The organism is Aquimarina megaterium XH134 (assembly GCF_000520975.1).
Classification (GTDB): domain Bacteria; phylum Bacteroidota; class Bacteroidia; order Flavobacteriales; family Flavobacteriaceae; genus Aquimarina; species Aquimarina megaterium.
Genome location: NZ_JACB01000044.1, coordinates 50,757 through 64,558 on the forward strand (window position 1 = coordinate 50,757; position 13,802 = coordinate 64,558).

21 protein-coding genes are annotated in these 13,802 nt (G+C 31.8%); 9 read left to right on the forward strand and 12 right to left on the reverse strand.

The annotated features are described in order from the left end of the window. Position 1: 1 nt before the first annotated feature. Both Z053_RS0122025 and Z053_RS0122030 read right to left on the reverse strand, forming a co-directional pair. Positions 2-949 (reverse strand): 1-aminocyclopropane-1-carboxylate deaminase/D-cysteine desulfhydrase, encoded by a 948-nt coding sequence (locus Z053_RS0122025; protein ID WP_025667131.1) that lies wholly within the window; start codon positions 947-949, stop codon positions 2-4. Then, positions 950-1,276: a hypothetical protein gene (locus Z053_RS0122030; protein WP_025667132.1), complete on the reverse strand. Its 327-nt coding sequence runs from the start codon at positions 1,274-1,276 to the stop codon at positions 950-952. It abuts the gene before it with no gap. 28 nt (positions 1,277-1,304) lie between these two features. On the opposite strand from Z053_RS0122030, the gene Z053_RS31165 reads away from it, so the two are divergent. From Z053_RS31165 to Z053_RS0122045, 3 genes are all read left to right on the forward strand, one after another. Beyond that, complete coding sequence (locus tag Z053_RS31165; protein WP_159025630.1) at positions 1,305-1,481, forward strand: DUF5522 domain-containing protein; 177 nt, start codon at positions 1,305-1,307, stop codon at positions 1,479-1,481. A 155-nt stretch (positions 1,482-1,636) separates the two neighbouring features. Beyond that, a complete protein-coding gene (locus Z053_RS0122040) occupies positions 1,637-2,167 on the forward strand; it encodes a DUF4136 domain-containing protein (protein ID WP_025667133.1) in 531 nt (176 codons plus the stop codon). Between the two features lie 94 nt (positions 2,168-2,261). Then, positions 2,262-2,873 (forward strand): DUF4230 domain-containing protein, encoded by a 612-nt coding sequence (locus Z053_RS0122045; protein WP_025667134.1) that lies wholly within the window; start codon positions 2,262-2,264, stop codon positions 2,871-2,873. A 212-nt stretch (positions 2,874-3,085) separates the two neighbouring features. On the opposite strand, the gene Z053_RS0122050 is transcribed toward Z053_RS0122045, so the two are convergent. Further along, a complete protein-coding gene (locus Z053_RS0122050) occupies positions 3,086-3,625 on the reverse strand; it encodes a dihydrofolate reductase family protein (protein ID WP_025667135.1) in 540 nt (179 codons plus the stop codon). A 36-nt stretch (positions 3,626-3,661) separates the two neighbouring features. Continuing rightward, positions 3,662-4,132 carry a GNAT family N-acetyltransferase gene (locus Z053_RS0122055; RefSeq protein WP_035096566.1) on the reverse strand — a complete coding sequence of 157 codons (471 nt, stop codon included), beginning with the start codon at positions 4,130-4,132 and terminating at the stop codon, positions 3,662-3,664. 220 nt (positions 4,133-4,352) lie between these two features. Between Z053_RS0122055 and Z053_RS0122060 the strand changes: the two genes are divergently transcribed. The 5 genes from Z053_RS0122060 (at position 4,353) to Z053_RS0122080 (ending at position 6,908) form a co-directional block, all read left to right on the forward strand. Beyond that, complete coding sequence (locus Z053_RS0122060) at positions 4,353-4,724, forward strand: hypothetical protein (protein ID WP_025667137.1); 372 nt, start codon at positions 4,353-4,355, stop codon at positions 4,722-4,724. Positions 4,725-4,813: 89 nt separating this feature from the next. Then, the gene (locus Z053_RS0122065) at positions 4,814-5,359 is read left to right on the forward strand and encodes a YceI family protein (protein WP_025667138.1); all 546 of its coding nucleotides are present in this window, start codon (positions 4,814-4,816) and stop codon (positions 5,357-5,359) included. Then, positions 5,356-5,748: a hypothetical protein gene (locus Z053_RS0122070; protein ID WP_025667139.1), complete on the forward strand. Its 393-nt coding sequence runs from the start codon at positions 5,356-5,358 to the stop codon at positions 5,746-5,748. Before Z053_RS0122065 ends, Z053_RS0122070 begins: the two co-directional genes overlap by 4 nt. 10 nt (positions 5,749-5,758) lie before the next feature. After that, positions 5,759-6,604 (forward strand): DUF5777 family beta-barrel protein, encoded by an 846-nt coding sequence (locus Z053_RS0122075; protein ID WP_025667140.1) that lies wholly within the window; start codon positions 5,759-5,761, stop codon positions 6,602-6,604. Between the two features lie 10 nt (positions 6,605-6,614). Continuing rightward, entirely contained in the window at positions 6,615-6,908 is a 294-nt protein-coding gene (locus Z053_RS0122080; protein WP_025667141.1) for a hypothetical protein, read from the forward strand. A 76-nt stretch (positions 6,909-6,984) separates the two neighbouring features. Here the strand turns inward: Z053_RS0122080 and Z053_RS0122085 are convergent, their stop codons facing one another. The 7 genes from Z053_RS0122085 to Z053_RS0122115 form a co-directional block, all read right to left on the reverse strand. Further along, positions 6,985-7,677 carry a nitroreductase family protein gene (locus tag Z053_RS0122085; protein WP_025667142.1) on the reverse strand — a complete coding sequence of 231 codons (693 nt, stop codon included), beginning with the start codon at positions 7,675-7,677 and terminating at the stop codon, positions 6,985-6,987. Between the two features lie 131 nt (positions 7,678-7,808). Next, positions 7,809-8,549 carry a YARHG domain-containing protein gene (locus Z053_RS0122090; RefSeq protein WP_025667143.1) on the reverse strand — a complete coding sequence of 247 codons (741 nt, stop codon included), beginning with the start codon at positions 8,547-8,549 and terminating at the stop codon, positions 7,809-7,811. 85 nt (positions 8,550-8,634) lie between these two features. Beyond that, a complete protein-coding gene (locus tag Z053_RS0122095; protein WP_152538373.1) occupies positions 8,635-9,117 on the reverse strand; it encodes a GNAT family N-acetyltransferase in 483 nt (160 codons plus the stop codon). A 132-nt stretch (positions 9,118-9,249) separates the two neighbouring features. Then, complete coding sequence (locus Z053_RS0122100; protein ID WP_025667145.1) at positions 9,250-10,296, reverse strand: alpha/beta fold hydrolase; 1,047 nt, start codon at positions 10,294-10,296, stop codon at positions 9,250-9,252. Then, complete coding sequence (locus tag Z053_RS0122105) at positions 10,296-10,907, reverse strand: hypothetical protein (protein ID WP_025667146.1); 612 nt, start codon at positions 10,905-10,907, stop codon at positions 10,296-10,298. Before Z053_RS0122105 ends, Z053_RS0122100 begins: the two co-directional genes overlap by 1 nt. A 1-nt stretch (position 10,908) precedes the next feature. Continuing rightward, positions 10,909-11,034, reverse strand: coding sequence for a hypothetical protein (locus Z053_RS32090; protein WP_262482504.1), 126 nt, complete (start codon positions 11,032-11,034; stop codon positions 10,909-10,911). Positions 11,035-11,121: 87 nt separating this feature from the next. Further along, positions 11,122-12,258 carry a helix-turn-helix domain-containing protein gene (locus Z053_RS0122115; RefSeq protein WP_025667147.1) on the reverse strand — a complete coding sequence of 379 codons (1,137 nt, stop codon included), beginning with the start codon at positions 12,256-12,258 and terminating at the stop codon, positions 11,122-11,124. A 339-nt stretch (positions 12,259-12,597) separates the two neighbouring features. On the opposite strand from Z053_RS0122115, the gene Z053_RS0122120 reads away from it, so the two are divergent. Further along, positions 12,598-12,930, forward strand: coding sequence for a single-stranded DNA-binding protein (locus Z053_RS0122120; protein WP_025667148.1), 333 nt, complete (start codon positions 12,598-12,600; stop codon positions 12,928-12,930). A 94-nt stretch (positions 12,931-13,024) separates the two neighbouring features. Here the strand turns inward: Z053_RS0122120 and Z053_RS0122125 are convergent, their stop codons facing one another. Continuing rightward, entirely contained in the window at positions 13,025-13,678 is a 654-nt protein-coding gene (locus Z053_RS0122125; RefSeq protein WP_025667149.1) for an OmpW/AlkL family protein, read from the reverse strand. Positions 13,679-13,802 lie beyond the last annotated feature (124 nt).

The following is a 13,802-nucleotide window of genomic DNA, read 5'->3' on the forward strand; positions in this document are numbered from 1 at the left end:
TTTAATATTCAATTGTAATAAGGGGTAGTTTCTTTTTCTTTAATTTTTTGTTCATTCCGGCTATCCCTTGCAAACCACCAGTATGAATGGCTAAAATACGAGTATTTTTCTTAAAAACACCTTTTTGCACCAGGTCAAAAATACCAAAAACCATCTTAACTGTATAGACTGGATCTAACGCAATATGTTGCTGATTGTTAAACATATTCATAAACTCTACTCCTTCTTGATTTATTTTACCATATCCCCCAAAATGATATTCAGAAATGAGCTTCCAATTGGTTTTTGATGTATGTTTTTTAATCTCTTTGTCAAGAAAATCCCCTTTTAAAGCAGGAAATCCCATAACCGTCTGATGAGCTTTAGCACTATTAATAATTCCTGAAATTGTACCTCCTGTTCCTACAGCACAACAAATAATATCATAGACATTATCCTGTGCAGTTAATATTTCTTCGCAACCTTTAACAGCCAAATCATTAGTCCCTCCTTCGGGAATAATGTAGCACGAACCAAACTCATCTTTTAACTGTTCTAAAAAAGCTGAGGATGTTTTTTCTCTATATTGCTCTCTACTAATAAATTTAAAATGCATTCCTGAAGCATGAGCAAAACGTAAAGTATCATTTTCTGATAGTGTCTTCTCAAGGTCTTTAGCCAATTCGTCTCCTCTAATTATTCCTATGGTTTGCAACCCCATAATTTCTCCCGCTGCTGCTGTTGCAGCAATATGGTTACTATACGCTCCTCCAAAAGTTAGTATAGTAGCATAACCAGATTTTTTAGCTTCAATAAGGTTATATTTTAATTTCCTGAATTTATTACCCGAAACGTCTCTATGAATCTGGTCTTCTCGTTTGATATCAAGAACAACTCCAGCATTATCCAAAATAGAATGAGTAATCGATTGGTTTTTTGAAGGTTGTGTTTCCGAAAAAAAGATATGCATTTATCGATATTTAAAAAAACTCCAGAGTTTTCTTGTTTTGAGATAATCGAGGTCTTCTTCATTAAGATATGCTTCTCTTTCAAAAGAGATATTGCGATAGGCTTGCTGTAAATTTCGATATTGGATAACTCTAAACAAATATTCTGTGAAGTAAAAAACATAAAAAGGTATAACCAACAGTTCTGCCTGCTGTCTCAAGTGGATTTTTTCGTGATTAATAAAGACTTCATCCTCTTTAAGGAAAGAATTATTAACCACAATAAAAGGCCAAAGGGCGATGCCTACAAAACGACGGCCTATCAAATATTTGTTAACAACAATGGGCATATTACTGCAAGATACTATTTTTGTAACTATGGACAATCCTAAAAAAGTATTAACTCCAAAAGAAGGGGATTATTATATTACTCCAGAAGGGTATCGTTGTTTTACAGAACAATATCACTTAAGAAGAGGCTATTGTTGTGAAAGTGGTTGCAGACATTGCCCGTATGGTTATGATAAAAAAACAAATAGTTATTCTAAAAAATAGATTCACTATCTATCTCATGGTATGATTATTGTGGTTAAATTTGTATATAATAGCTATTGTTAAACCAATATCAAATGCTTATAAAATGATTGATAAAAACGTATTTTTATTTTCTGATCATCATGACATATTTGATATTATAAAAAACTAGGATTATGAAACTTTTTTCACTTTTATCATTAATCCTTATCATAACTCTTAGTTCTTGCTCCACAGTTCGTGTTGCTTCGGATTATGATAAGCAGGCTGATTTTAACACCTATAAAAGCTTTGCATTTTACAAGCCTGGAATCGACAAAGCAGAAATTAGCGATCTCGACAAAAAACGTATCCTGCGTGCTATCGAAGCAGATATGACCTCAAAAGGTTTTGCAAAATCAGCAAATCCAGATGTACTCGTAAGTATTTTTACAAAAACTAAGGAAAATGTAAACATCTATCAAAATAACTTCGGATGGGGTTATGGATGGGGATGGAATCCATGGTTCTGGGGAACTGGATACAATACTGTTTCTACGACTACAGAAGGCACTCTCTATATAGATCTTATAGATGCTTCTAAAAAGGAATTGGTCTGGCAAGGAATGGGTTCTGCAGCATTAACTAAGAATGTAAACAAAAAGCAAGAAAAAATGAATGAGATTGTTACGGCAATCTTAGAAAAATATCCACCACAGGAACATTAAAAAAATACTCTTTTATTTATATTACAAATAGCCTTTCTTTATAAGAAGGCTATTTTTTTGTGTACATTTATACTCAACTTGATACTATAGATGTATGCGTAATTTTCTACTCGGTGCACTTTTAACAGCACTCCTGGTGTTTGGAATCAAATATGTTATTGATCAATCTAATACCCAAAAAACAGAAGTAGCATCTTCTGGTCTTATTCTGGATCAAATCAAAAACGTAGGTAAACTGGTAGTTACAGAAGGGCACTTTTCTGATATCATTACCTATAAAAATGATAAGACTTATTTTAATGTAATCTCATCAAAGAAAAAAATAATTGTAATGGTTAATGCCAATGTGCAAGTCTCTTATGACTTAAGAAAGATTGAGCATATTATTGATCAAGAAACAAAAACACTAACCATAACAAAAATCCCTGCTGCAGAGGTTAATATTAATCCCGAAATAAAATATCATGATATCGAAGAAGGGATCATCAATAAATTTAATCCAGAAGATCATAATGCTATACGCAAAATAGTAATGGAAGGGTTAAATAAAAAAGTACAAAAATCTGCACTCGTTACCAATTCGCAAAATCGACTCATTAGTGAATTGCAGAAACTATATATTCTTACTAATTCTCTGGGTTGGACATTAAAATATAAGGATACCACGATAGACAGTCAAATAGGTATTAAAGAATCTATATTTTAAAACCCTTAACTATAATCAAAAAATGGGAAGAACGAATTCTTCCCATCTTTAAATTTAAAAAAATCTGAATTACAGAATTCATTTTGTCCCTTAAACTCTAGTGTTATTACAGATTTACAAATTTGTTACTTCTTTATAACGCTTTACTTTCTATATACCCTACCCCTTTATTCAAAAAATAAAAAAATAAAAATTTCCCTACTCGTAAAAAGTTATGCAATTTCATCTATCTGATACCTTAATTCAACCGCTCCTGTAGTGTATTCTTTTGTTTCAATAAGCTTCAGTCGGGTTTCATTCGGGATTCCTTCAAAAAGTTCAACCCCTTCAGAAATGACTATCGGCATTACAAAAATCAGAATTTCATCTATAAGATTTTCATTAAACAACATTGTATTTACCTGCCCACCACCGATTAACCAAATATCACCCCCTTTCTGTTGTTTTAATTTTTTAATAAAATCGATATGATTTTCAGATATAAACTGAACATGCTTAGTATCCTTTACTTTCCTATTTCTGGTTAACACAAAGTTTTTTTTATCTGAATACGGAAAATCAATATCCCAACTCATCACCTGTTCATATGTATTGTTCCCTTGGATTGTAGTATCAATTGTTTTGTAAAACTCGTAGTAACCATGATCTGTGTTATCAGGGTTCGGTATAGATTCTAGCCAATGCACACTTCCGTCTGATTTTGCTATTTTCCCATTAAGACTCATGGCAATATACATCTTGATTTTTCTCATTTCATTCTTAGTTTATAAAATGAATCATTAGGTGTTTCATTTTTTTAGCATGTACTTTCGTTCTATAGTATTTTCTTTTTCAGCATAAAATTCTTCAACATAATTCATTTCTTTTTCAAGAATACGTATAGAACCAACATTATCTGTGCTTGCATATGCGGTTAACTCATTTAATTTAATTTGGTCAAAACAGTATCTAAACAATCCTTTTGCTATTTCTCTTCCAAATCCATTACCCCAGAAACATTCTCTTAATCGATAGGCTATTTCAAATTCTGATTTATCATTCTCATATACTCCACATATACCTACAAATTGATTGTTATTGCGTTCTATTACTGCCCAAATTTTAAAAAAAACATCAACATCTTTATAATACTTAATAAAACGATTTAATTCTTGTTTACTCTCTTCAAAATTCATCGTTTTTTTGATATATCTCATTACATTGGGATTACCCTGCATATCATAAAAAGATTCTAAATCGCTATCCTCTAAGCGTCTCACAAATAGTCTCTTTGTCTCAAACAATATCATTTTGCACTACAAATTATACATTAACATATAAGAATACTCCTTTTTATCACTATCACAAACCACTTTTCCCTTTATAGAGATGCTACTCATAAAAAAGTTACCAGATTTTGTAACCTTTTTCTAAAAAAATTATCAAAAGGCAAAAGCATAAAACAAAATTTAAAATAAATATAAACCAAACACACAAGTTATGAAATCAATATCAAACATCAACAAGGTTCTGGTTGTAGTTATAGTCATAATCGGATATAGTTGTTCTAGTGACAACGAAGACGATATTGCTCCACCTCCGCCGCCTCCTATGGGTGAAAAACTTACGTATACCGCAAATATCAAAAGTATAATTGATTCTAATTGTATAGGGTGTCATGCAAACCCTCCTGTAAATGGAGCTCCTTTTCCTTTAATCACTTTTCAAAATGTTAGTAGCCAAGCCTCTGCTATACTTAATGCTGTTTCAAAACAAACAGGAGAATCAGCAGCCATGCCGCCCTCGGGAAGATTACCACAGGGAACAATAGATAATATTGGTAAATGGATTGAAGATGGATTATTAGAATGATGAAACAAGTCATGACAAAATTTTTGACACACACCAAAAGTGATTATTTGGCGAGTTCCATGTGACCTCTAAAACAATAATATAAACACATGAAAATATTCATAATCATATTTTGCTTTTTGATCTCTGGTATTTCTCGTTCTCAAGAAAAATATATAGAAAAAAAGGGAACTATTGCTTTTGAAGCTTCTGAAAAAACATTTGAACCTGTTAAAGCAAAAAATACATCTGTTACTGCAATTCTAAATATAAACACTGGCGAAATAGCCTCATTGGCTTTGATGAAAGAATTTAGGTTTAGAAATGCATTAATGGAAGAGCATTTTAATGAAAATTATATCGAATCAGACACCTACTCTAAAGCTATTTTTAGAGGAAAAATTATAGCTTTTAATTTTTTTGAATTATCCGAACAAGAAAAAGAGTTTAAAATCGACGGACGGCTTAAACTACATGGCAAAGAAAAAAGTATCGAATCGATACTATACATATCAAAAAAAGATAAATGCATCTCTATACGTGGGGACTTTGTGGTTGCTCCACAGGATTTTGATATCTCTATTCCAAAAATCGTAAGGAATAAAATAGCCAAACAAGTAAAGGTGTTCGTTGATTTTAAATTACAACAACAATGAAAACCAAGAACTTTATCTTTCTCTCTCTGGCGTTTATAGCAGCTACAGGTATTGTTTTGTTAAGCTATATACATAAAGAGCATAGAACCATACATACCGAAAAAGTTGATACCAACACTACGGCTATTGCATTCTATTCGGCATTTATTAAAGACAAAGCAGTTTTTAATGCCATTCATCTTGACAATGCAGTAGAATTAAAAGGTCTGATTACTGCAATAGAGTCTAATCGTATTGTTTTGGATCAAAAAATAGCAGTGACTTTAGAAAGTGATCTAACAGCGTTAAAAATCAACAAAAAAATAACGATCAAAGGAAGGTATGTAGGATTTGATGACCTCTTAGAACACCTAAAAATAGATCAGGCTACAGTTACAAGTACCCAATAAATGTATTATTATGAAAAAAATATTTCTATTGTTTTTAATTCCTCTATTGTCATTCTCGCAAGATGATTTACTTCAGGAAATTACTACTGAAAAAGATGACAATCAATATGCGAGTGCTGTTTTTAAAGGATTAAAAATTGTGAATTTCGAATCTACCAAACTAGCCGACAAAGGATTATTTTATTTAGTCGTTTCTCATAGATTCGGTTCTGTTAAATCGGGAATTGAAGATTTTTTTGGATTAGACCAGGCCGTTACCAGGTTAAATTTTATGTATGGTATCAGTAATAAAATACAAATTGGTATATCCCGTAGTTCATTTCAGAAAACATATGAAGTTTCTCTGAAATACCGGTTATTAAGGCAAAAAAAGAGCAGCTTCCCTTTTACAGTAGTAGGTTATCATAGTATAACTGCAAATACCGATCTGGACAAAGAAGATTTACCCGGCCTCGAGTTTAGGCATCGGTTAGCTTATGTATCACAGTTATTAATCGCCAGAAAATTTAACAAAAACCTCTCACTACAGCTAATGCCAACACTTTTACATGAGAATCTGGTAAAAATTAGTGATCAAGATAATACGCAATATGTTATAGGAATTGGGGGGCGACATAAACTTACCAAAAGGTGGTCTGTTAATATTGATTATGGACTTCATCTTAACAGGGCTAGCAATTCTCCATTTAAAAATCCGCTTTCTATAGGGTTTGATTTAGAAACTGGCGGACATGTATTTCAGTTACACTTTACCAACGCCCAACCTATGAATGCAAGTGGATTCTTGAGCCAGGGATCTGGTGATTGGAGTGACGGAGACTTTTTCTTTGGATTTAATTTATCACGAGTCTTTTAATATAACGGTTATGGTGTTTAGAAATACAATTCCTATTCAAAATCTAAAGTGTAATAATTGTGCTGCAGCTCTAAAAAAGAAAATATTGCAGATTCAAAACATTTCGGATGTGTATATCCACAGTGATTACTCTCATATTTCTTTTAATCATACTTCGGTCAATGATTTATCGAATATTGAAAATATGTTAACTTTTTTAGGGTTTCCTCCTGTAGGCGAAAAAATTAAAAAAAAGAATAATGCAGGATATTATTGTAAAGATCAATCCAGAAATTATTGTGTTTTCGAAAAAACCAGTGCATAGACTCACAATACAGATTACGAAATGATCTGGTTTTTTTGCTCAATAAAGAGTATTTCTACTTTAGATTTTTTCAATTTTATTCATAAAAAACGGTCATTTCATCCAACCCTTTTCTTTTTAAATCTGGTACATAGGTAGGGAATTTAGGATAGCCAACCGGAAGTAACAAAAAGGCTCTTTCGTTGGCCGGTCTCTTAAGGATATTTGTCAAAAAGTTCATGGGACTAGGTGTATGAGTTAATGTCACCAACCCAGCATTATGAATTGCAGAGATTAACATTCCACACGCAATTCCTATAGATTCATTCACATAATAATTATTATGTTTATCACCATTTTCTTCGAATTCATAAGCTTTTTTGAATGCAATAATCAACCAGGGAGCAACTTCTAAAAAAGGTTTATTCATATCGGTAGCTAGTGGTTCTAGGTCCTTTTTCCAGCGTTCACTCATCCTGTTCCCATAGTTTATTTTTTCTTCGATTTCTGCTTCTTTACGAATTTGGGTTTTTAAGGCCGGATTAGAAATAGCGCAAAATGTCCAGGGTTGTTTATGAGCTCCAGATGGAGCCGTAGAAGCACTTTTGATAAGATTTTCAATAACCTCTTTGGGAACATGTTTATCAGAGAAATCTCTTACCGATCTCCTTTTATCTAACCACTCGTAAAATGATTTACTTTTTAAAACTAGTTCTTCTTCAGGGAAAACATCAGAATGGTAAGAAACATGATTATATCCATTGATGGTAATGCTACTTGGTGATTCCATTTTTATAGTTTTATGTTATTGTTTAATTCCTACTTCGTCTTATCTTATGATTATATTGTTGTATAAAGTTAATATACTTTTCTAATGATCAATTATATCTTTAAAAAGTTTTTAATAATTTGTTATAGATTTCACTTTTTTTCTAATTTTAAGATTAAATCTACATTGTGTTTTTCTATATCGCTTAGCTTAATGTTATTTGTTCTATTTTTTAATCTCTTATACCAAATCTGCTGCGAGAAATATTTTTCCATTTCTCCTCCTTCTCTAAAAATATAGCCTTTTCTGGCAAAAATTTCATTTCGTATAATTTTTAAATCATTTTTTGAATAAGAGTTTAGGTCTTCAATGGACAATTTCACAAAACTAGCTTCGGGATATTTTCCTTTTAACTTAATTGATTCTGGGTAATCAGGACTAAACTGCATATAATGATATTTTTTACCGTCTTCGTTCTCAAAAAAGTGTAAAACTAAACCTTTCGTTCCTTTATTAAGAGTAAAAGATGTAGTTTCAACACACTGAAATAATTCAAAAAAAGTTTTTCCTATTTTTATTTTACCGTTTAAATATTCGATTGGATCTCTTTCATATCTTAATCCCAAATCATTTTTAAAATCAGTATATGATGAACGGGCAAAAAGTTTTCCGTTACTATATAGTATCCCTAATACAGACTCTCCTTCTGACTCTCCAAAACTATAGCTTCCTTGATAATCAGAAATTTTAACTCCCATCATTTTTTCAATAGTAGAAGGGTGGATTTCTTGATTCCTACTAGAAACATATGCTTTTGCTATTGTACCATTGTTCTGAGAAAGACAAAGAACACTATAAAAGAAAAAGATGACTAAACTTAATTTTGTTTTCATTTTTAGTCTATGTTTTTTATTTATTTCTGAACCTAATAGCTACCATAGTTACAACAAAGCATTACTACATGCTCGGTTACAAACCTTACACATCTAACTTTTGATTCAATTGCATTATGACTCGTCCTGAATGATCTCCAAAATAGTTTGATTCATTCTTAATAATTTCAAAGCCTAATTTTTTGTAAAAATCAACTGCAGGAGTATTAGGTTCGGTAGTCAAAAGAATACTGGTAATATCCAACTCATTAATTTTTTTTATAACAGTCGAAATTAATTTTAAGCCTATTCCCTGTTTTCTAAACTTTTTTTCGGTTGCCAAAGCTAGTATCCAGCCATCTTTCTCTTTAGGATTAATTCCTCCAAGAATATATCCTGCTATTTCTTTTTCTTCATTTTCGGCCACCAAAAAATAATCTGAAAATAAATCATAATACTGCCTAATCACAAATAGAGGATAATTCATCGGGGAAAACACTTTTTCTTCGATTTTGTATATAGCCTCTAGCTCACTTAATGTTACTTTTCTTATCGATATTTTCATTTGTTTTTCCTGAGATGATTTCAATGATAAAAAGTTTTAACTCAAATGTACTCTAAAATTTCTACTACTAGTTAAAGGAAAGAACAAAAGATGATTCTTCATTGTTAGGAGTTAACCTTGAGATCTGTACTACTAGATCATATACTTGCTATCTCACTATTTATGCAAATTGATAAAATCAATTACTTTTTCGGCAAAAAGACCTGGTTCTGTATCCATAGGGCTATGTGCCGATTTTTCAAAAATGAAGAGTTCTTTTTGATTAGACCCTAAATTGTCATAAGCTTCCTGGGCATATACCGTAGGAACACCAATGTCATATTTACCCCAAAGTACTAGTGATGGTATGGTAATTTCATGCAATCTATTGGTAAATGACACCTTCTGAAAAAGCCCTTTTTTAACCAAAATAGACTGTATTCTGTTAGCATTCCAAATATTTGTAAAGAAATTATATTGTGAACCATTATCATCAGATACTGGTTTATTAATCACCTTGTCATCAGCAAGTTTTTCTTCTGCTCTATACGCTTCTCTGTTCATTTTATAAAAATCATCCTCATTATAATCCGGGCCTACATTTTTTACTAGATCAAGTACAGCTTTCCAATAATCAATATTATTTCCTAAAGCAATTTGCTCATCTGCCATCTTCTTTAAAGCTATTTTATATTCGTTGTAAGATCCTTTAGGATCATGAGCACCGTCTACATCGATCCATCCTAAAAAATCTTCTTGATTTTTTAATAAGGTAGCAGGTCCCAAAGTGCCTCCCCAGCTATGTCCCATTAAAAATAATCGGGAATCATCACCATATTTAGCTTTTAACACCTTTACAAGAGCCAACACATCTTCTGCCATAATATCCACACTCACATCTGCTTCAGAATAACTCCCCTGCGAGTTGCCAGAGCCACGTTGATCAAAATAAACAACGGCATTGTTTTTTTCAATTTTACTTTTAATGGTGTTTTTTCTATACTGCCATCCGGATCCACCGGGACCACCATGTAGTATAATTAGAAATACTTTTTCAGATGCATTGCCATGAATATACGCAGCCATATCTGCATTTTTATGTCTTACAAAAATGGTTTCCTTTAAGTCATTAATGTTATCATCGTCTTTTGAACAAGAGAAAATGCTTAAAACGATTAATATTAGCACTACTATTTTTACGTTACTAAGAGTTATTTTTTTCATTATCTTTTTCTTTTAAAATTAAACCGATGACCGTAGTGCAATGATAAAACGGGTAATGTACCGGCATTATAATTGGTTCTAAGGGTTAATTGAAGGTTTAAATACCAACCCGAACGTTTTTTCCCTTTACGAAGTTTCCCTATCCCAACAGCAATAGAAGGAGCATAATATCCCCTGCCAGGCAAGGAAACTTTAGAAACACGATCTCCTTTTACCTCATACGTTTCGGGTAAAAATGATCGATAGTACCCAAGTGGATTTAACTCTACATTATATTGTTTGCCTTTGGGATTTGTTCTTCGCCAGATAAGGCCATAATAAGTAGATAGCCCATTATCTGTTTGTGTTGAGAAATTTGTAGAATAACCAAGATTTCCATTAAACAAAAATTGGTGTGTAATGATCTTTTGCCCTCTCTTTCTTTCTTTGATATTGATGTATTCTTTCCATACATATTCGGTACCAATAGTAAGTCCGTTATCCCAAGCAATATTTCCATAATACCCAATTTTAAATTCTGTTCTATCTAAAAAAGAAGAACCACTGATTTGATTTTGGGCTTGAAGATGCATAGTAGCAACAAGTAGAAAAATAATAGTATGTATTTTCATGTTACTTAAAACTAAATAAAGTAGTTAATACTAGTTTTTTTGCCATATACTTTTCTGTAACCTGAGCTTTTATAGCTGCCACACATAAAAGACTAATTGCAATAATTAGATATTGTTTTAAATTCATTTTAGTATTTAATTTATTTTGATGGCAAACGTATATGTACTAAGCATATTTAAGGTATTGAAACCTTAAATTTGAACAAATTCGTACTTATTTATACTTCTTTCGATAAGCATTTGGTGTAGTGCCTGCTATTTTTTTGAAAGCATTATGAAAAGTTGACTTTGAAGAAAAACCACATTCTAGTCCTATTGCCAAAAGACTATAGTTATCGAATTCTGAATTGAGAATTAAGTCTTTAACCGCCTCAACACGATAGTGATTAATATAAGTAGTAAAATTATCTCCTGTAGCTGTATTTACAAGCTGAGAAACATAGCCAGTACTAATACCTAGCATTTCTGCAACTTTATCCCTGTCTAATGTACTGTCTCTATAAATATGATGATTTGTACAAAGGTCTTCTAGCTTTTTGAAATAGGAGTGTTCTTTAGTAAAAGATTCTGTTTTTTTTGCCTCATGTATTTTAGATAGTTTAACATCGGTAACAACATCTGCAGTACTATCGTTTTTTCGTTTGTGTATTAATGCTCTAATTTCTTCCTGATCTTTTGCTAGTCTAAATTTAAAAATACCAAAATAGCTCACCCAATGTATTAAGAATGCAACAACTACAGTAAGAATTTTCATGATAGGTGTAATATCATACTCTAAAAAAATACCAGAAAGTATAGTCAAAATCCAAGATCCAAATAATAGTACAGTTAACAACCATAAATGAGTAAGCCATCTTCTTTCCTGAGTATTCTTCGAATAACAGATAAGGACAAAGGCATAGATTAAAATGCCCGGTATGAAAAAAAGTATTATTAGAATTTGTATGAGATTTAGGAAAAGTAGAACGAAATTATAAGAAGTATCAAGATCAGTAATTATAGTAAGATCCTCAAAAACATCTAAAATTGTAGAATACAAATAGGGTACAAATAACCATATTATTTTTCTGGATTTTTTAATCGGACGATCAATTTGATGAGCAACATATAAAAAAATAAAAACAGGAAAAAGAAACCCCGAATCTATGGTGTCGATAAAGCTTAGCAACGGAATATTAGTATATACTCCAATATCATCAAGAACGAAATTTAGTAGAGAAATTGAAATTGAAAAAAAGGCATAGGCTAAATATTTATTCGCCTTGCTTTTGAATATAGGAGATTTTAAAATAATTATTCCCAAGACAACTCCTTGGAATATCGCAATATTAAGAAGGGCTATTAATATCAATGGTAAGTTTTATTTTAAAATTCAAGAGTTCATTAATCTTTCCAACACTTAAATAAAACGAATCTATAGTGTCTACTTATATTATCGTACTAAAATAGACTTTTTCGCAAAAAAAACATTACTTATTCGAATTCCTAATATGTCCTGATAATCAGCACTATTAATCATTTTCAAACGACTACAAACGATTACAAACGAAAATAAACACTTCCTAACCGAATATGGTTATGGTCCCATTCTAAGTTTGCATTGTCGAATTGAAGTAAGCTTTTCTTAAACCATAAAAGTTCTTCTCTGATTTGATAGGTATTAACTGTTTAACACGAAAAAATTAAAATTATGAACACGCTAAAAAACAAAGTACAGTTGATTGGAAACTTAGGACAAGAACCAGAAACTGTAAATCTGGAATCCGGTAAAAAACTTGTTAAATTCTCTATTGCAACAAATGATCACTATTATAACAAACAAGGAGATAAAATCACAGATACCCAGTGGCATAATATCATTGCATGGGGTAAAATTGCCGATATCGTAGATAAATATGTAAACAAAGGACAAGAAGTCGCGATCCAGGGTAAACTTACCTCTCGAAGCTATGAAGATAACGAAGGTCAAAAACGATATATCACAGAGGTAGTTTGTAATGAGCTATTGATGTTAGGAAAATAAGAACAATTAATTTATTTGAGTATTATTATAGCCAATCAAAAAACCGCTTAACAGATCTGTTAAGCGGTTTTTACAGTATCTAACTTGTATTTATTTACAATTTAATACCTACTCCGGCTCCAAATATCCATGGATTAATATCTACATCTGCACTTACAGTTGCGCCCAAAGCCGTCGTTGCATTAACCGTAGCATCTGTACTTAAAAATACTTTTTTGACATCTACATTTATAAACCATTTGTCGTTAAGCATAAAATCAAAACCACCCTGAAAAGCAAAACCTACAGCAGTATCATAATCTACATCATCGGCCACCGGTCCTTCGTCCACTCCATAAAAAAGGGTTAAATTAACACCGGCACCAACATAAGGAACAAAATTACCACCAGTAAAATGATATTGCCCAAGTAAAGTAGGAGGCAATAACCACACATCACCCAGATCTATATTTCCTGCAGCGGTGCCCACAGCTTTTACATCATGCTTTGTAGTTGCCAAAATTAGCTCTGCAGACCAGTTTTCGGTAAAAAAATATGTGATATCCAGTTCTGGAACAACGGCCGTAGAAATATCTACATCTCCTCCTATAGCATCTATTGTAGCACTTTCATCTGGTGATACAACGATTCCTCTTAGTCTGATTTGCCATTTGCTAAAATCGGTATTATCATTTGATTTTTCTTGTGCATACGCAAAATTAGTCACTCCTAAAAGTACAACCAATACAGTAATTATTACATTTTTCATCTTGAAAGAATTTTGAATTATGTAACAAAAATATCGACAAGAAAAAGGGCTAAATATGACTTTTATCATTCCTCGAATCAGGCTTTCCTGACCTCAAAAACAGTTATTTTTACATGCTTACAAA